This is a genomic window from Streptomyces sp. NPDC001843 (genome assembly GCF_042891955.1).
Classification (GTDB): domain Bacteria; phylum Actinomycetota; class Actinomycetes; order Streptomycetales; family Streptomycetaceae; genus Streptomyces.
The window spans coordinates 133,546-151,169 of the sequence record NZ_JBIATQ010000014.1; the positions used below are offsets into that span (position 1 = coordinate 133,546).

Here is a 17,624-nt window from a genome sequence, read left to right on the forward strand (position 1 = left end):
ACTGACAATCAAATGGGCGCTGCCTCCGCGGCACATACCGATTACGTGATCATCACGCTGGCATAGCTGCTCCTCGCCGGTCCCGTCGCCGGCCTGATGGTCACGCCAGGGCCCCGAGGCACGGGGCGCACGCAGCGGCCCCCGTCCCCGCATCAGTGACCTGACGGCACCCCGCCCAGCGCCGCCAGCGCCCCGTCCGACAGCCGGTACACCGTCCACTCGTCCTGCGCACGGGCCCCCAGCGACTCGTAGAACCCGATCGCGGGCCGGTTCCAGTCCAGCACCGCCCACTCCAGCCGCCCATAGCCCCGCTCCACGCATATCCGCGCCAGCTCGGCGACCAACGCCCTGCCGTGACCCCCGCCCCGGGCCTCCGGGCGGACGTACAGGTCCTCCAGATAGATCCCGTGCACACCCCGCCAGGTCGAGAAGTTGAGGAACCACACCGCGAAACCGACCACCTCGCCGGTCGAGTCGTCCTCGGCGACATGCGCGAACGCAGCCGGCCGCACACCGAACAACGCCTCGCGCAGCTGCTCGGGACTCGCCTTCGCCTCCTGGGGAACCTTCTCGTACTCGGCCAGCTCACGGACCAGTGCGTGGATGACGGGGACATCGGCGGGTGTCGCGACACGAATCATGGGCCGAGGCTAGCCCCGGCCCTCCCGCAGCCGCAGCACCACCTCCAGATGCCGCTCCTCCAACCCGCGTCCGCTCTCCACGTCCCACAGACAGTTCTGCAGCAGCCGCCCCGACGTCCACGCCCGCGCCCGCCCCCGGTCCAGCCCCAGCACCTCCGTCATCGCGTCGAAACGCCACCGCACCTCGTCCGCGTCGAAACGGTTGACCAGGGCGGGCCACAGTTCGAACCCGGGATCACCGGACAGCGGCTTGGGGTCGATGGCCAGCCAGGGGGCGCGGGCGGAGCCGAGGACGTTCCCGTAGTGCAGATCCCAGTGCAGGAGACGGTCTCCGGGCTCGTCGGCGACCTCCCGCACCTCGGCCGCGCAGTCGGCGACCAGGCGGCGGGCCGCGGGGTCCGCGATACGGGCCAGCACCGGCGGGGTCCGCTCCAGCATGCCGCGCGCGATGTCACCGAGGCGGCGCATGCCCTCCGGCGCCGGGAACGACGTCAGACGCACCAGCAGCCCGGCGACGACCCCCACCGCCTCACGGGCGTCCGCGAGGCCGGAGAGCGTCCGGGCCGGGTCGAGGCGTTCCAGCAGCATGGTGCCGGTGACCGGGTCGTGGCCGAGGAGACGCACGGCGCCGTCGCCGCCCCAGACCCGCAACGCGGCCGGCTCCCCCACGGTCTCCGCATCCGCGAGCTGCAGCTTCAGCACGGCCGGCGTGCCGTCGGCACGGACGACGACCGGCAGGACCAGGGCACTCACGCCGTACATCGACGGCCCGTCCAGACGCAGCCCCCAGCGATCCAGAAACCCGGCCGCCAGCTCCGGCAGCCCGGCGACGAAGGCCCGTCCGGCCGCCCCGTTGTACCTCTCATGCGCAGCCGCCAGCCCACCCGGAATGTCGATCATCCGTCGGACGTTACTCGTCTGCGTGAATCGGCTCATGCGAACCAACCGGGACACCAGCAGGGTGTGGGCGTACCTCCGCAGCGCTCCCGGCACCTACGCGTGGCTGATGATCCTCTTCTTCACGACCGTCGCGCTGCACGCCATGTCGCCGGAGTTCGAGCAGCACTTCCTGCGGCAGCGGTCGACCAACATCCACGAGCTGTCACAGAACCCGGTGCGGGTGCTGATCGCCAGCGCGATGTGGACCGACAGCGGCTACTGGCTGCCGTACGCGGCCCTGTTCACGGTCTTCCACGCACAGGCCGAACGCTGGCTGAGCACCGCCCGCTGGCTGGTGGTGTGTGTGGCCGCGCACGTACTCGCCACGCTGATCAGCGAAGGCGCGCTGCTGATGGCCATCCGGAACGGCATGGCACCGCAGTCGGCCGTCAACACCCTCGACGTCGGCGTGAGTTACGCGCTGGCCGGAGTGATGGCCGTCCTGACGTACCGGATCGCGACGCCCTGGCGGTACGGGTACCTGGCGGCCGTGCTCGTCCTCTTCACCGTGCCGCTGGCCACCGGGCCCACGTTCACGGACGTCGGGCACTTCGTCTCCGTACTGATCGGACTGGCCTGCTATCCACTGGCCAGGGGCCGCGGAAAAACATGGAATCCGAAGGAGACACTGGCAACTCTCAGGGGTTAACGTCCGCACATGAGCAGCTCGGCCAGCGCAGTCGTCAACGGCGGCATCTCCTTCTGGTACAGCGACGACGGCCTCCCGGCGGCACGGGAGCCACTGCCCGGCGACACCTCCGCGGACGTCGTGATCGTCGGCGGCGGATACACAGGGCTGTGGACCGCCTACTACCTGAAGAAGGCGGCGCCGTCCCTGCGCATCACCGTCCTGGAACAGAAGTTCTGCGGATACGGCGCCTCCGGGCGCAACGGCGGCTGGCTGTACAACGGCATCGCCGGCCGCGACCGGTACGCGAAACTGCACGGCCGCGACGCGGCGATCCGCCTGCAACAGGCGATGAACGACACCGTCGACGAAGTCATCGCCGTCACCGAGGCCGAAGGCATCGACGCGGACGTCCACAATGGCGGCGTCCTCGAAGTGGCGACCACACCCGCCCAGCTCGCCCGGCTGAAGGCCTTCCACCAGCACGAACTGTCGTACGGGGAGAAGGACCGCGAACTGTACGGTGCCCGGGAGACCGCCGAACGGATCCGCGTCGCCGACGCGGTCGGATCGACCTGGACACCACACGGTGCACGGCTGCACCCGGTGAAGCTGGTGAAGGGACTCGCGGCCGCCGTGGAAACCCTCGGGGTGACCATCCACGAGTCCACACCGGTGACGGAGATCCGGCCCCGGCACGCCGTCACCCCGTACGGAAACGTCCGCGCGCCCTACGTCCTGCGCTGCACGGAAGGCTTCACGGCCTCCCTCAAGGGCCAGCGGCGGACCTGGCTGCCCATGAACTCCTCCATGATCGCCACCGAACCGCTCACCGACGAGCAGTGGTCGGCGATCGGCTGGCACGGCCGGGAGACCCTCGGCGACATGGCCCACGCCTACATGTACGCCCAGCGCACCGCCGACGGGCGGATCGCGCTCGGCGGGCGCGGCGTGCCCTACCGCTTCGGATCCCGCACCGACAACGACGGCCGCACCCAGGACACGACCATCGAGGCCCTGCGGGACATCCTCGTCCGCTTCTTCCCGGCACTGGCCGCGGTCCGCGTCGAACACGCCTGGTCGGGGGTGCTCGGAGTACCGCGCGACTGGTGCGCGACGGTCACCCTCGACCGCACGACCGGAATCGGCTGGGCGGGCGGATACGTCGGCTCCGGCGTCGCCACCACCAACCTCGCCGCACGAACCCTGCGGGACCTCGTCCAACAGGACTCCGGCCAAGGCGGCCGCACCCGGCTGACCGACCTCCCGTGGGTCGGCCACAAGGTGCGCAAATGGGAACCGGAACCGCTGCGCTGGCTCGGCGTGCACGGCATGTACGCGACGTATCGAGCCGCGGATCAGCGGGAGCGGCTACGGCCGGGCACCGAGTCCTCACGCCTGGCCCGAGCGGCCGACCGGGTGGCCGGGCGGCACTGAGCGGATTCGCCGATGCGCATGCGGCACATGCATAGACCCAGGCCGGACAGGGATCTGACCTGGGTCTTTTGAGCCCCCTGTCGGATTCGAACCGACGACCTACGCATTACAAGTGCGTTGCTCTGGCCAGCTGAGCTAAGGAGGCCTGCACGTGTGCGAAGCACGTGCCCGAGCAGTGTACCCAGGTCCGCAGGGGGCCCGGTCGAATATTTCCGCGAAGTTCACACCCCCCGGACTACTGACAGACCTGGTGAACGCCAGGTACCGTCCTGACCCAGTTCACCCCGGTGGACTACACCAACCACCTTCCTACAACGGATCGTCCGGCACGTTCCTGCCGGTAGAAGGGGGCCCATTCACCATGGCCACTGTCTCGTTCGACAAGGCGACCCGGATCTACCCGGGTTCCACGAAGCCCGCCGTCGACGCGCTCGAGATCGACATCGAGGACGGCGAGTTCCTCGTCCTGGTCGGCCCGTCGGGTTGCGGTAAGTCCACCTCGCTCCGGATGCTCGCGGGGCTCGAGGACGTGAACGCCGGCGCCATCCGCATCGGTGACCGCGACGTCACGCACCTGCCGCCGAAGGACCGTGACATCGCCATGGTGTTCCAGAACTACGCGCTCTACCCGCACATGACGGTCGCCGACAACATGGGCTTCGCGCTCAAGATCGCGGGCGTCAACAAGGCGGAGATCCGGCAGAAGGTCGAGGAGGCCGCGAAGATCCTCGACCTGACCGAGTACCTGGACCGCAAGCCGAAGGCGCTGTCCGGTGGTCAGCGCCAGCGTGTCGCGATGGGCCGTGCCATCGTGCGTGAGCCGCAGGTGTTCCTCATGGACGAGCCGCTGTCCAACCTGGACGCCAAGCTCCGTGTGTCGACGCGTACGCAGATCGCGTCGCTGCAGCGCCGCCTCGGCATCACCACCGTGTACGTCACCCACGACCAGGTCGAGGCCATGACGATGGGCGACCGGGTGGCCGTGCTCAAGGACGGTCTGCTGCAGCAGGTCGACTCGCCCAGGAACATGTACGACCGGCCCGCCAACCTGTTCGTCGCCGGCTTCATCGGCTCCCCGGCGATGAACCTGGTCGAGGTGCCGATCACCGACGGCGGTGTGAAGTTCGGCAACAGTGTCGTGCCCGTCAACCGGGACGCGCTGAAGGCCGCCGCCGACAAGGGCGACCGCACGGTGACGGTCGGTGTCCGTCCCGAGCACTTCGACGTGGTGGAGCACGACGGTGGTACCGCCGCCTCCCTGTCGAAGGACACCGAGGACGCCCCGGCGGGTCTCGCGGTCTCCGTGAACGTCGTGGAGGAGCTCGGCGCCGACGGTTACGTCTACGGCACCGCCGAGGTCGGCGGCGAGCGGAAGGACCTGGTGGTCCGCGTCAACGGCCGTCAGGTGCCGGAGAAGGGCGCGCAGCTCCACGTCGTCCCGCGGCCGGGTGAGACGCACGTCTTCTCGACCTCGACGGGTGAGCGTCTCTCCGACTGAAACCCCCGTCCCGGGTGAAATGACCCAGGTTGACGAGAAGGGCCCCGCGGCCTGCTGCGGGGCCCCTCTCGTTGCCTGCTGTTTGCCGTGGAATACCCCGGCAGGGGGGTGCATTTCGAGCAGTGTGCGTCAACTCCCCGTTCAGGAACGGAGAGTTCCCTGTCCCTCGAACCGGTGACTAAATGTCTCCAAATCATCACCGCGCGCTACCCTCACACGCGTGAAGCACTCCACCAACCCACAGACGCGACGCGGCCACCGGGGCCCTGCCCGCCGGATCGGCCGCACCCTCGCCCTCGTCCTGCCCGTCGTCCTGGTGCTTTCCGGGACCCTCGCGGTCACCCGGGTCAACTGGTCGGGGAACCCCTCGAACTCGGTGCTGACCGCGTCGGACGTCTCGGGCCGCTCCCTCCAGCGCGCACCACAGGACGTGCTGCGGGACCGGCTGATGGGCGAGCTGCAGGAGAAGAACCCCGGTGTGGTTCTCGCCCATCTGCAGCAGGCCGTGAACGGGCACCCGTCCCTGGCGAGGCACTGCACCTCCATCGCCCGTGCGCTGGGCCGGGCCGCGGTCCGCGTGTACGGCGCCTCGCGCGCCCAGTCGTACGCCCGTCCGGTGTGCGACACGTCCTTCGCCTCCGGGGTGCTGGCCGCGTCGCGTGGCTGACCGTCCGGCCGAGGTAACGGGACGGGTAACAGCTGTTTAAGGAGAAGGTTGGGTTCGTAAGCCGCGAGTGGGGCGCCGCGTACAGTTCGGTCATGACCGATCCGAATGCCGCGTCGCGCCCCACTCAAGCCGTTGTCCTGGCCGGTGGCCAGGGCTCACGGCTGCGTCCGTACACCGACGACCGGCCCAAGCCGATGGTCGAGATTCCCGGCACGGGTACTCCGATCATCGGCCATCAGCTTTCCTGGCTCGCCGAAGAGGGCGTGACGGACGTGGTGGTCTCCTGCGGCCACCTTGCCGAGGTTCTGCAGAAGTGGCTGGTTTCGGCCGATCTGCCCGTGAACGTCACGACCGTCGTCGAGTCGGAGCCGCTCGGCCGCGGTGGCGGTCTGAAGTACGCGGCGGCCCGTCTCCCGCATCCGGACCGTCCCTGGTTCGCCACCAACGGTGACATCTGGACCCGTTTCTCGCTCCGCGACATGGCGGACTTCCACACCGAGCGCGACGCCGTCGCGACCCTCGCGCTGGCCCGGCCGCGCCTTCCGTGGGGTGCGGTGAAGACGGACGGCTTCGGGCACATCACGGACTTCATCGAGGCGCCGCCGTCGACGTTCGAGATCAACGCGGGCGTGTACGTGTTCTCGCCGGAGTTCGCCGGTCTGCTGCCGGAGCGCGGTGACCACGAGCGGACCACGTTCCCGCATCTGGCGCGCGAGCGCAGGCTGGCGGGCTTCCCGATTCCGCAGGGCGCCTACTGGCGGGCCATCGACACGGCGAAGGACCTGACGGAGGCGGCGAAGGAGCTGGCGGCGCTCGGGCGTTGAGGAGCCGCTCGGACACATCGGGGACATGACGACGACGGGGTCCCGCACCTTGGGTGGTGCGGGACCCCGTCGTCGTAGCGGGGAGGTGGTGCGGGCTATCCGAGGAGGCCGCCCACCAGGCCCGGCTGTCCGGAGGAGGAGCCGCCGCCGGTGGTGGAGCCACCGCCGCCGGTCGTGGTGCCGCCGGAGGTCGGTCCCGAGGTGGTGCTGGGCGCCTGCTGGGCGGGGGCGGTGCGCCGCGGCGGGGCCTGGCCGGCGGCGCCCTGGGTCTGGCTGGGGGCGCCGCCGGTGACGGTGCCGGTGGAGCGGGTGGCGCCGGGGGTGGTGGTGCCGCCGGAGGGGCTGGCGCCGGTGGTGGCGCCGCCGCTGGGCGGGGCGGAGGCGGTCGGTGTCTTCTTGTGGTGCTTGCCGGGGTCCTGGGCGAGCGGGGAGCCGGGCAGGTTGTTGCGGGGAGCCTCGCCGGGGCCGGGCACGACCACGCGGTCGGCGTCGCGGACGGCGCCGCCGAGGAGTGAGCCGACGAGGAGGGTGACGCCGACGGTGAGGGCGGTGATGAGTGCGCCGCGGCGCAGTACGTAGCGACGCAGGTCCCAGATGGCGGAGCGGGGGCCGAGGGTGCGCCAGGCGTTGGCGGCGAGGCGGCCGTCGACGGAGTAGACGGGGGCGCCGGCGATGACCAGGGGGGACCAGGCGGCGAGGTAGATGATGTCGGGGGCGTCGTAGGCGGGGACCGTCTTCCAGCTGACGGTGACGATGAGGGCGGCGGAGAGCAGCGCGCCGACGACTGCGGCGACGCGCTGCCAGCAGCCGAGGATGGTGAGGACGCCGACGACGACCTGGAGGAAGGCGATGACGAGGCCGGAGCCGACGGGGTGGTGCAGGGCGAACTGGTGCAGGGGTTCGGCCACTTGCCAGGGGTGGAGGGTGTTGAGCCACTTGACCATGGAGCCGCGCCGGCCGCCGTCGAAGTAGAGCGGGTCGCAGAGCTTGCCCATGCCGGCGTAGATGGAGATGACCCCGAGGAAGAGGCGCAGGGGGAGGAGGACGACGCCGAGGTTCATGCGGCGGCCGGGGTAGTAGGCGTGCCGGGCCGGGTCGTCGGTGGGGCGTTTGCCGGGGGGTTCGGCCGGTTCGTGGTCCGCCGGGCCCGCGTAGTGGTCGTCGGGGTCCGCGTAGTCGTCGGCGGGGTCGGCGTAGTGGTCGTGGGGGTGGGCCGGTGGGTCGTAGGCGCTGCCGACGGGGCGCATCCGGGGCAGGAGGCGGGTCTCTCCGGCGACGGGGGCGCGCTGGTGCCCGAGGACGGGGGTCTCGACGGTCTCGTCCAGCTGGTGGTACACGTCGTCGTAGCCGGTGGCGTAGCCGTCTTGGTCGCCGACGCGGGGGATGACCTGGGTGGCCCCGGCGTCCGGTACGGGATCGTCGGCGTGGCGGACGCTGCCGCCCCGCACGGCCTGGAGCAGTCGGTGGGCGCCGGTGTCGTCGGGGGCCGAGTGGCCGCTCCAGACGACGGGGCGGCGGCGGGCGGGGGCGCCCATGGCGGGGACGCGGGCGGTGTCCCCGGTGGCGGTGTGCCAGGCGATCCGTGGTGACTGGGTTCGCCGTGTCGAGGCGCCCAGCTGCACGCGGAAGCTCGCGTGATTGACGATGACCTGCGCCGGATCGCTCGGCACCTTCACCATGCTCAGCGCGGGAGCGTCGTCGTATCCCGACGAGCGGTCCCCCGTGGGTGTGCGGGGTGTTCTGGTGTCCACACTCATCTAACCGAGTGACGTGGAGTTAGGACACTGCCTTGGCGGCCCGGATGTGTCCGGACCGCGTCAAGCTCGTACGTGTCGCCCGGATTACCCCGTACGGGTGACGTTGGGGGACGCGTGTTCAGGTCCGCTTGCGCCGACCGGCCTCAGACCCGCCGACGCGCCGCCTCGTACAGGACGATGCCCGCAGCCACACCCGCGGCCCCTCCTTCTGCCGCCCTTGCGCGCTGCGCGGCTGCGGGCGGCTGCGCCGGCCTCCGGCCGACGGGCTCCGTCCGCTTGCGCCGACCGGCCTCAGACCCGCCGACGCGCCGCCTCGTACAGGACGATGCCCGCAGCCACACCCGCGTTGAGCGACTCGGCGCCGCCGGGCATGGGGATGCGGACGCGGAAGTCGCACGTCTCGCCGACGAGGCGGGACAGGCCCTTGCCCTCGCTGCCGACGACGATGGCGACCGGTCCGGCGAGGGCTTCGAGGTCGCCGAGTTCGACGTCGCCGTCGGCGGCGAGGCCGACGACCACGATGCCGGCCTTCTTGTAGGCCTCGAGGGCGCGGGTGAGGTTGGTGGCGCGGGCGACCGGGGTACGGGCGGCGGTGCCGGCGGAGGTCTTCCAGGCACCGGCGGTCATGCCGGCGGCGCGTCGCTCGGGTACGAGGACTCCGTGGCCGCCGAACGCGGAGACGGAGCGGACGACGGCGCCGAGGTTGCGCGGGTCGGTGACGCCGTCGAGGGCGACGATGAGGGGGTCCTCGCCCTCGTCGTAGGCGGCGTCGGCGAGGTCCTCGGGGTGGGCGTACTCGTAGGGCGGGACCTGGAGGACGAGGCCCTGGTGGTTCAGGCCGTTCGTCATCCGGTCGAGCTCGGGGCGGGGGGCCTCCATGAGGTTGATGCCGCCGCGCTCGGCCGCGAGCTGCAGGGCGTCGCGGACCCGCTCGTCGTTGTCGATGAACTGCTGGACGTAGAGGGTGGAGGCGGGTACGCCCTCGCGCAGCGCCTCGACGACCGGGTTGCGGCCGACGACCAGTTCGGAGGCGGACCTGCCGCCGCGGCCCCGGGCCGCGGGGCGGCGCACGGCCTGCTTCGCCTTGGCGTTGGCGATGCGGTTCTTCTTGTGGCCCTTGCGCATCTCGGCGGGCGGGGTCGGGCCCTTGCCCTCGAGGCCCTTGCGCCGCTGGCCGCCACTGCCGACCTGCGCGCCCTTCTTGCCGGACATGCGACGGTTGTTAGCGGCCATGACTCACCTGTCTGTGTGAAGCGTGCGTACGTACGTCTTGTGCAGTGTGCCGCCCAGCGGGCCGGACGGCACAATCGATCAAGGAATCGACCGTCGAAGGAATCGACCGTCAAAGGTGTCGATCCGTCATGGGGTCAACGCTGGCCGAGGCTCCAGCGGGGACCCTGGGGGCTGTCCTCGATGGTGAGGCCGGACTGGTTGAGCTGGTCGCGGATGGCGTCCGCGGTGGCCCAGTCCTTGCGGGCGCGGGCGGCCTCGCGCTGGTCGAGGACCATGCGGACGAGGCTGTCGACGACCCCGTGGAGGTCCTCGCCGCGGTCGGCGCCTTCACCGGCCCAGTGCTCGTCGAGCGGGTCGAGGCCGAGGACACCGAGCATGGCGCGCACTTCGGCGAGCCGGGCGACGGCGGCCTCCTTGTCGTCGGCGGCGAGGGCGGAGTTGCCCTGCCGGACGGTGGTGTGCACGATCGCCAGGGCCTGCGGGACGCCGAAGTCGTCGTCCATGGCCTCGGCGAAGGCGGGCGGGACCTCGGCGGCGGGCTCCACGACTCCCCCGGCCTTCTCCACGACGCGCTGCACGAAGCCTTCGATGCGGGCGAACGCGGACTCGGCCTCGCGCAGGGACTCCTCGCTGTACTCGATCATCGAGCGGTAGTGCGGGGTGCCGAGGTAGTAGCGCAGGACGATCGGGCGCCACTGCTTGACCATCTCGGAGACGAGGACGGAGTTGCCGAGCGACTTGGACATCTTGTCGCCGGCGATGGTCACCCAGGCGTTGTGCAGCCAGTACCGGGCGAAGTCGTCGCCGAAGGCCTTGGCCTGGGCGATCTCGTTCTCGTGGTGCGGGAAGATCAGGTCGATGCCGCCGCCGTGGATGTCGAAGGCGCTGCCCAGGTACTTGTGGGCCATCGCCGAGCACTCCAGGTGCCAGCCGGGGCGGCCGGGACCCCACGGGGTCGGCCAGGTGGGCTCGCCGGGCTTGGCGGTCTTCCACATGGCGAAGTCGCGGGGGTCGCGCTTGCCGGTCTCGCCCTCGCCCGACGGCTGCAGCAGGTTGTCCAGCTCCTGCCGCGACAGCTCCAGATAGCCGGGGAAGGAGCGCACGTCGAAGTAGACGTTGCCGTCGGCCTCGTAGGCGTGTCCGCGCTCGATGAGCGTCTGCATCATCTCGACCATCTCGGTCACGTGGCCGGTGGCGCGGGGCTCGTACGTGGGCGGGAGGCAGCCGAGCGTGGCGTAGCCGTCGTTGAAGGCGCGCTCGTTCTCGTACCCGATCGACCACCAGGGCCGGTTCTGCTCGTGCGCCTTGGCGATGATCTTGTCGTCGATGTCGGTGACGTTGCGGACGAACGTGACGTCGTAGCCGCGGTGTTCGAACCAGCGGCGCATGATGTCGAAGTTGAGGTACGAGCGGACGTGCCCGATGTGCGGCGGTGCCTGCACGGTGGCACCACACAGGTAGATCGAGACACAGCCCGGCTTGAGCGGGGTGAAGTCACGGATCTGCCGGGCGCTGGTGTCGTACAGGCGAATGGTCACCACTCCAGGGTAGTGGGCGCGGGGCAGTGCCTTGCGACTCTTCTACCGAAGGACAGCGCATTCGTGACACAGCGGGCGCCATCGGGCGCCCGGGAGGGGCCGGGCTCCGCCCGCGCGCACCGGCCGCCGGCCCGTCCCGTCCGCCTCAGAGACTCCCCACGACCTTCCGCGGCCGCACCCGCACGACCACCCGCTCCGCGTCCTGGGCCGAGGCCGGGTTGAATTCCGCGTACGGCTTTCCGCTGTACTTCAGGCTCAGCTCGTCGATGAGTTCCTGGCCGCCCTCGGTGGTCGTCTCGACGCTGCCGCGGATCTCGGCGTACTCGTACGGGGAATCGGGGTCCTGGACGACGACGCTGACGCGGGGGTCGCGGTCGAGGTTCTGCTTCTTGCGGCGGTCGACCGTGGTGGAGATCAGGATGTCGTCGCCGTCCCGCTTCGCCCATACGGGCGAGAGCTGGGGGCTGCCGTCGGGCTGGGCGGTGCCGAGGACGACGAAGACCGGGCCGTCGAGCAAGGCCTTGAGGCGGTCAGAAAGAACGGCGGGCATGGGGGTACCTCCGGGACCTGGGTCGCTGTCGTCCCACGGGTACCCTCACACGCTTTCAGCTCACCCGCACCACGAGTGCGGTCGCCACGGCCATCAGGCCTTCGTCGCGGCCGGGGAAGCCGAGCCCGTCGGTGGTGGCCCCGGAGACGGAGACGGGGGCGCCGGCCGCCTCGGAGAGGATCTTCTGGGCCTCGTCGCGACGTTTGCCGATCTTCGGCCGGGGGCCGACGACCTGGACGGCGACGTTGCCGATCCGGAAGCCGGCCGCGCGGACGATGCGGGCGGCCTCGGTGAGCAGGGTGACGCCGGAGGCGCCGGACCACTCGGGGCGCGAGGTGCCGAAGTGCTGTCCGAGGTCGCCGAGGCCGGCGGCCGAGAAGAGGGCGTTGCAGGCGGCGTGCGCGACGACGTCGGCGTCGGAGTGGCCGGCGAGGCCGGGCCCCTCGCCCTCCCACTTCAGGCCGGCGCACCACAGTTCGCGGCCGTCCTCGAAGGCGTGGATGTCGGTGCCGATGCCGACCTGGGGCAGGGGCGGCAGCGGCTGGGAGGACAGCGCCTCAGAAGCCATCGTTGAGCCTCCTGCGGGCGATGACCGCCTCGGCCAGGACGAGGTCGAGCGGGCGGGTGACCTTGAAGGCCTCCTCGTGGCCGGGGACGGTCACGACGCGCAGGCCGAGCTGTTCCACCATGCTCGCGTCGTCGGTGACGTCCTCGGTGACGGTCCGGTGGGCGTGCAGCAGGGTGTCGCGGTCGAAGCCCTGGGGGGTCTGCACGGCGCGCAGCCGGGCCCGCTCGGGCGTGGCGACGACCGGCTCGGGCTCGCCCGGGACGGCGGCCGGTTCGACCTCCTTGACGGTGTCGGCGAGCGGCAGCGCGGGGACGACGGCCGGGGCCCCGTCGCGTACGGCCTCGATGACGGCGTCGACGGTGTCCACGGGGACGAGGGGCCGGGCGGCGTCGTGCACGAGCACGACGCGGTGGTCGGGCGGGAGTGCGTCGAGGCCGAGGCGGACCGATTCCTGGCGGGTCTCGCCGCCGGGGACGACCAGGAAGTCCGTCCGGTCGGGCAGGGCGTGCGCGTCGAGGAGGGACTTGACCTCGGCGGCACCGTCGGGCGGGGCCACGACGATCACCAGGGAGACGGCGCGGGAGGCGGCCATCGCGCGGACCGCGTGGATGAGCATGGGCGTGCCGCCCAGCGCACGGAGTGCCTTGGGGGCGCCCGGTCCGAGGCGTACGCCCCGCCCGGCGGCCGGAATGACGGCTGCGACGGGCGTCGGCGCGGGCGAGGGGCGCGATTCGTCAGACATCGGTTCCTGTCAGGTTCGTGTGCGGGAGGCCTGCCGTCGCACCGGCGTCGTCCGTTCCGCTGAGCGGCGGGGCGGTGTCCGTGCGTGCGCTCGCCGGGCACCGGAGCGCACGCACCGGACACCGCCCGGGAAGCGCCGGTTTGACGGCAGGGTCTGCGTGGGTATGGCCTCAGCGTGCCACTGGCGCGCGTCTTGACCGGACCCTTCCGTGACACCGGTCGAGTCGGCTGCCCGGGCTCGGTACGACCAGTATCGGGGGCTCCCCGGTGTTTTACGGCATCGCTGCCGGCTTCCGCGTAGTACGAGATCCACGTACACGAACCGCGTACGAGATCCACGTACGGCAACCCGCGCGGCCGCGTACGAACTGAACATGCCGCAGCGCCCGGCGACAGGTGGTGTGTCATCGGGCACCGCGGCAGTTCACTGTTCGAGCGTGCTGAGCGGGCGGGGCCTGCCGGGAGGCCGGTCCGTCAGGACGCGAGGACCTCGTCGAGCAGGGCCTCGGCCTTGTCCTCGTTGGTGTTCTCCGCGAGGGCGAGCTCGCTCACCAGGATCTGGCGAGCCTTGGCCAGCATGCGCTTCTCACCGGCGGAGAGTCCGCGCTCGCGCTCGCGACGCCACAGATCACGCACGACTTCCGCGACCTTGATGACATCGCCGGAGGCGAGCTTCTCCAGATTTGCCTTGTAACGACGGGACCAGTTAGTGGGCTCCTCGGCGTACGGCGCGCGCAGCACCTCGAAGACCCGGTCCAGCCCGTCCTGACCGACCACATCACGTACGCCCACGAACTCCGCATTGTCCGCTGGCACACGTACCGTCAGGTCACCCTGGGCGACCTTCAGCACCAAGTAGGTCTTGTCCACGCCTTTGATCTGGCGAGTTTCGATGGCCTCGATCAGCGCGGCCCCGTGATGGGGATAGACCACGGTGTCGCCAACCTTGAACGTCATGTGACAGGTACCCCTTCCGTGGCTATCAAGAGTAACACGGATACGGCGTCTTCTGAATGGCGTTTTCGCAGGTCAGGGCATATCTCGGGGCTTGACAACAGCGACAGGAACGTGCTGCGGCAGGTCCGCGGAAGCAGGTATTCGCAGGTCGGAGCGGATGTCCGGGCGAGGTGAAACGCGTACGTTACACGCATCCAGGGGCCCACCCAAGCGGCCGAACGTCCACATTTGTCCGCTTCCAAGCGTGCGACTTACGCTACTCCGTTCGGTGTCCGGAGGCGGACATGAGGCGAATCCAGAATTGATCATCCGTGCGCGCTGATCAGTAGACCGATCGTCGTACTCATCGGTACGTGATCAATACGTGATCAATATCCGGGCGCCCGCGCATTCCTTCACCGAAATTTTGCGACCCCCCTTATGTGAATGCCGGACGAGGCCGCGGTCAATGCGGATCGGGTGTAGCCGGAAGAGACGGGGGCACCCCTGCCCGAGGGAAGCGGGGCTCCGGGGGGAGGGTCGGGTGCGGCCGGGCGGGGACGGCTCGGTAACCTGAGGCCGCTGACAGACACATAGGGCGGCTTTACAAGGAGGTCGCCCCTGCGTTCAAGGAGTTGCCGCCGCCGTGAGCAGCAGCCTTCGACGCGGCGCCCTCGCCGCCTCCGCCATCGCCTTCTCGATCGCCTCGCTCGCCGCCTGCGGCGCCGGCAACGACTCCCAGACCCTGGAGATCAAGCCGGACAACGCGGCCACGAGCGTGGGCGACATCAAGGTGCAGAACGCCACGGTCATCACGCAGCCCGACATGCACTCGACGGGCCCTGCCGTGATCTCCGCCACCGTCTTCAACGGCGGGACCCACCCCCAGACCCTCCAGTCGATCACCCTTCCCGGCACCGGCGAGACCGCCAAGCTCAGCCCGGTCAAGGGCAAGGACCTCGTCGTCCCGGCGGGCGGCTCGCTGGTCCTCGGCGGCAAGGGCAACGCCTCCGCCGTCCTGGACAACACCCAGGAGGCCCTCCAGGGCGGCAACGCCCAGAAGGTCACCTTCACCTTCAGCAAGACCGGTGACGTGAGCCTGCGCGCCTTCGTCTTCCCGGCCAAGAGCTACTTCAGCAGCTGGGGCCCGAGCGAGATCCCCACGGCGTCGGCCTCGACGTCGCCCGCCCCCGGCGCGTCGGCGAGCTCCTCCGGCAAGCCGTCGAAGGGCAAGTCCCCCTCCGCGACCGGCTCCGCGTCCGCCTCCGCCGGCACCACGCCGAGCGACTCCGCGTCGGCGTCCGCCGCCGGCCACTGATCACACGGCTGGACTGGTCACACGGCTGAAGGGCGGCACCCCGAGTGGGGTGCCGCCCTTCAGCCGTACCGCCCGCCCTGCGAGGTCCCCTTACGGCTCGAACTTGTAGCCCAGCCCACGCACCGTCACCAGGTACCGCGGCGCACCGGGGTCCGGTTCGAGCCCACTCCCGACGCGCCCCTCGCACCGCTTCGCGGGCTTCGGAGCGCTGCGCCGGACTCCGCCCGGCGGGTGGAGCGGGGGCCCGCCCGCCGCGGGTGCCGGAGCCGATCAGGGCTCGAACTTGTAGCCCAGCCCACGCACCGTCACCAGGTACCGCGGCGCACCGGGGTCCGGTTCGATCTTGGCGCGCAGGCGCTTGACGTGGACGTCCAGGGTCTTGGTGTCGCCGACGTAGTCGGCGCCCCAGACGCGGTCGATGAGCTGCATGCGGGTGAGGACGCGGCCGGCGTTGCGCAGGAGCATCTCCAGGAGGTCGAACTCCTTCAGCGGAAGATCGACCTTGGAACCGGACACCGTCACCACGTGCCGGTCGACGTCCATCCGGACCGGGCCAGCCTCCAGCGCGGCCGGGGTGACCTCCTCCGGCTCGCCGCGCCGGCGCAGCACCGCGCGGATGCGGGCGACCAACTCACGCGAGGAGAAGGGCTTGGTGACGTAGTCGTCGGCTCCTATTTCCAGCCCGACGACCTTGTCGATCTCGCTGTCCTTGGCGGTCACCATGATCACCGGGACGTTGGAGCGGCCGCGCAGCTGGCGGCAGACCTCCGTACCGGGCAGGCCCGGCAGCATCAGGTCGAGGAGGACGAGGTCGGCGCCATTGCGCTCGAACTCGTCGAGTCCGTCGGGGCCGGTGGCCGCGACGGCGACCTCGAAGCCCTCCTTGCGGAGCATGTACGACAGGGCGTCGGAGAAGGACTCCTCGTCCTCGACGACGAGCACTCGGGTCACGGAAGGACCTCCGGGGCGGGAAGCGTTTCGTACGCGGTTGAATCGGGGGACGTGGTGGCGGACGGCCCGGCCTCTTCGTCGAGGTCGGGATGCTGCTGGGCGCGGTCGCGGGCCGCACCGGCCTCCGGCAGCCGCAGGGTGAAGGTGGAGCCCTGGCCTTCGGCGCTCCACACCGTGATCTCCCCGCCGTGCGAGGCGACCACGTGCTTGACGATGGCCAGACCGAGGCCGGTGCCGCCGGTGGCCCGGGAGCGGGCCGGGTCGACGCGGTAGAAGCGCTCGAAGATGCGCTCCTTGTCCTTGTCGGAGATGCCGATGCCCTGGTCGGTGACTGCGATCTCGATCATGTCGCCGCCGGAGGCGACGATCCGGCGGGCGGCGATGCCGACGCGGGTGCGGGCCGGGGAGTAGTTGACGGCGTTCTCGACGAGGTTGCCCAGGGCGGCGGCGAGCTGCCCCCGGTTCCCCCACACGTGGAGGTCGGCGGTGCCGCCGGCGGCCATCGTGATCTGCTTGGTGCCGGCCTGGTGCCGGCAGCGGTCGATGGCCTCGGCGACGAGTTCGTCCACCCGGACGGGCTCGGCGTCCTCGAGGGGGTCGTCGTTCTGCACGCGGGAGAGGTCGATGAGCTCCTGCACCAGGTTGGTCAGCCGGGTCGCCTCGATCTGCATGCGCCCGGCGAAGCGCTGTACGGCCTCCGGGTCGTCGAAGGCGTCCATGACGGCCTCGGACAGCAGGGAGAGCGCGCCCACCGGGGTCTTGAGCTCATGGCTGACGTTCGCGACGAAGTCCCGTCGTACGGCCTCGATACGACGGGCCTCGGTGAGGTCCTCGACGAGCAGCAGGACCAGCCTGGAGCCCAGCGGGGCCACGCGCGCGGAAACGGCGAGGGCCTCCCCCCGCCCGGTCCCGCGCCGGGGCAGGTCGAGCTCGACCTGCCGTATCTCGCCGTCGCGTCTGGTGTCGCGAGTCATCTGGAGCATGGGCTCGACGGCCAGTTTGCCGCCGCGGACCAGCCCGAGGGCGTACGCGGCGGAGCTGGCCTTGACGACGGCGTCGGCCTCGTCGAGTACGACGGCCGAGGAGCGGAGTACGGACAGAACCGTGTCCACTCCGGGCGGGAGTACGGGATCGGTGTGCAAGGAAGTCCTGGTCGGTCGCTTCTGGTCGCGCTCGCTCCAACGGAACGCCAGCATGGCGATGACACCGGTGAGCACCCCGGCGATCGCAGCCGCTGCGGCGACCGCCGCGTTCACGTCCATGCGTCAAGGTTAGGCACGGCATTCCTCCTGACCACAGCCGTCTGGGGGCGAGCTCGAACACTCGTCGCCCAGAGTTCACCTTGGAGCCAGTATTGGTTCATTTGAGGTGGAAGAAACGGACGCGTACGGGCCGGAA

17 protein-coding genes and 1 tRNA gene are annotated in these 17,624 nt (G+C 70.6%); 6 read left to right on the plus strand and 12 right to left on the minus strand.

Annotated elements, in window-relative coordinates:
• Window positions 1-152: 152 nt before the first annotated feature.
• Together ACFYZQ_RS31215 and ACFYZQ_RS31220 are read right to left on the minus strand one after the other, a co-directional pair.
• Window positions 153-641, minus strand: a complete 489-nt coding sequence (locus tag ACFYZQ_RS31215) for a GNAT family N-acetyltransferase (RefSeq protein WP_389154925.1) — start codon at window positions 639-641, stop codon at window positions 153-155.
• A gap of 9 nt (window positions 642-650) precedes the next feature.
• Entirely contained in the window at window positions 651-1,577 is a 927-nt protein-coding gene (locus ACFYZQ_RS31220) for an aminoglycoside phosphotransferase family protein (RefSeq protein ID WP_389154928.1), read from the minus strand.
• Here ACFYZQ_RS31220 and ACFYZQ_RS31225 point away from each other — a divergent pair.
• Both ACFYZQ_RS31225 and ACFYZQ_RS31230 read left to right on the plus strand, forming a co-directional pair.
• On the plus strand, window positions 1,576-2,229 hold the full coding sequence (locus ACFYZQ_RS31225; RefSeq protein WP_389154931.1) for a rhomboid-like protein: 654 nt from the start codon (window positions 1,576-1,578) through the stop codon (window positions 2,227-2,229). The genes ACFYZQ_RS31220 and ACFYZQ_RS31225 overlap by 2 nt on opposite strands.
• Before the next feature lie 9 nt (window positions 2,230-2,238).
• A complete protein-coding gene (locus tag ACFYZQ_RS31230) occupies window positions 2,239-3,645 on the plus strand; it encodes an NAD(P)/FAD-dependent oxidoreductase (RefSeq protein WP_389154934.1) in 1,407 nt (468 codons plus the stop codon).
• A 71-nt stretch (window positions 3,646-3,716) separates the two neighbouring features.
• Here ACFYZQ_RS31230 and ACFYZQ_RS31235 read toward each other — a convergent pair.
• Window positions 3,717-3,790, minus strand: a tRNA-Thr gene (locus tag ACFYZQ_RS31235).
• Between the two features lie 216 nt (window positions 3,791-4,006).
• On the opposite strand from ACFYZQ_RS31235, the gene ACFYZQ_RS31240 reads away from it, so the two are divergent.
• The 3 genes from ACFYZQ_RS31240 to ACFYZQ_RS31250 all read left to right on the plus strand — a co-directional run bounded on the left by ACFYZQ_RS31240 (window position 4,007) and on the right by ACFYZQ_RS31250 (window position 6,634).
• Window positions 4,007-5,143, plus strand: a complete 1,137-nt coding sequence (locus ACFYZQ_RS31240; RefSeq protein WP_388791582.1) for an ABC transporter ATP-binding protein — start codon at window positions 4,007-4,009, stop codon at window positions 5,141-5,143.
• Between the two features lie 220 nt (window positions 5,144-5,363).
• Window positions 5,364-5,810 carry a hypothetical protein gene (locus tag ACFYZQ_RS31245; protein ID WP_389154937.1) on the plus strand — a complete coding sequence of 149 codons (447 nt, stop codon included), beginning with the start codon at window positions 5,364-5,366 and terminating at the stop codon, window positions 5,808-5,810.
• 92 nt (window positions 5,811-5,902) lie between these two features.
• Window positions 5,903-6,634, plus strand: coding sequence for an NDP-sugar synthase (locus ACFYZQ_RS31250; protein WP_388791578.1), 732 nt, complete (start codon window positions 5,903-5,905; stop codon window positions 6,632-6,634).
• Between the two features lie 95 nt (window positions 6,635-6,729).
• On the opposite strand, the gene ACFYZQ_RS31255 is transcribed toward ACFYZQ_RS31250, so the two are convergent.
• The 7 genes from ACFYZQ_RS31255 to ACFYZQ_RS31285 form a co-directional block, all read right to left on the minus strand.
• Complete coding sequence (locus tag ACFYZQ_RS31255; RefSeq protein WP_389154939.1) at window positions 6,730-8,391, minus strand: DoxX family protein; 1,662 nt, start codon at window positions 8,389-8,391, stop codon at window positions 6,730-6,732.
• A 291-nt stretch (window positions 8,392-8,682) separates the two neighbouring features.
• Window positions 8,683-9,624 carry a 23S rRNA (guanosine(2251)-2'-O)-methyltransferase RlmB gene (gene rlmB / locus ACFYZQ_RS31260; protein ID WP_389154942.1) on the minus strand — a complete coding sequence of 314 codons (942 nt, stop codon included), beginning with the start codon at window positions 9,622-9,624 and terminating at the stop codon, window positions 8,683-8,685.
• 134 nt (window positions 9,625-9,758) lie between these two features.
• Window positions 9,759-11,162: a cysteine--tRNA ligase gene (gene cysS / locus ACFYZQ_RS31265; protein ID WP_389154944.1), complete on the minus strand. Its 1,404-nt coding sequence runs from the start codon at window positions 11,160-11,162 to the stop codon at window positions 9,759-9,761.
• Between the two features lie 145 nt (window positions 11,163-11,307).
• A complete protein-coding gene (locus ACFYZQ_RS31270) occupies window positions 11,308-11,712 on the minus strand; it encodes a PPOX class F420-dependent oxidoreductase (RefSeq protein WP_389154946.1) in 405 nt (134 codons plus the stop codon).
• Between the two features lie 55 nt (window positions 11,713-11,767).
• Complete coding sequence (gene ispF, locus ACFYZQ_RS31275; protein WP_389154949.1) at window positions 11,768-12,280, minus strand: 2-C-methyl-D-erythritol 2,4-cyclodiphosphate synthase; 513 nt, start codon at window positions 12,278-12,280, stop codon at window positions 11,768-11,770.
• Window positions 12,270-13,022, minus strand: coding sequence for a 2-C-methyl-D-erythritol 4-phosphate cytidylyltransferase (gene ispD, locus ACFYZQ_RS31280; RefSeq protein WP_389154952.1), 753 nt, complete (start codon window positions 13,020-13,022; stop codon window positions 12,270-12,272). The genes ispF and ispD overlap by 11 nt, the downstream gene beginning before the upstream one ends.
• 473 nt (window positions 13,023-13,495) lie before the next feature.
• Entirely contained in the window at window positions 13,496-13,978 is a 483-nt protein-coding gene (locus ACFYZQ_RS31285) for a CarD family transcriptional regulator (protein WP_003953493.1), read from the minus strand.
• Between the two features lie 625 nt (window positions 13,979-14,603).
• Between ACFYZQ_RS31285 and ACFYZQ_RS31290 the strand changes: the two genes are divergently transcribed.
• The gene (locus tag ACFYZQ_RS31290) at window positions 14,604-15,275 is read left to right on the plus strand and encodes a DUF461 domain-containing protein (protein WP_389154955.1); all 672 of its coding nucleotides are present in this window, start codon (window positions 14,604-14,606) and stop codon (window positions 15,273-15,275) included.
• A 270-nt stretch (window positions 15,276-15,545) separates the two neighbouring features.
• Here ACFYZQ_RS31290 and ACFYZQ_RS31295 read toward each other — a convergent pair whose 3' ends face one another.
• Entirely contained in the window at window positions 15,546-16,226 is a 681-nt protein-coding gene (locus ACFYZQ_RS31295) for a response regulator transcription factor (RefSeq protein WP_010358452.1), read from the minus strand.
• Entirely contained in the window at window positions 16,223-17,488 is a 1,266-nt protein-coding gene (locus ACFYZQ_RS31300) for a sensor histidine kinase (protein WP_389154957.1), read from the minus strand. Before ACFYZQ_RS31300 ends, ACFYZQ_RS31295 begins: the two co-directional genes overlap by 4 nt.
• Window positions 17,489-17,624: the final 136 nt, after the last annotated feature.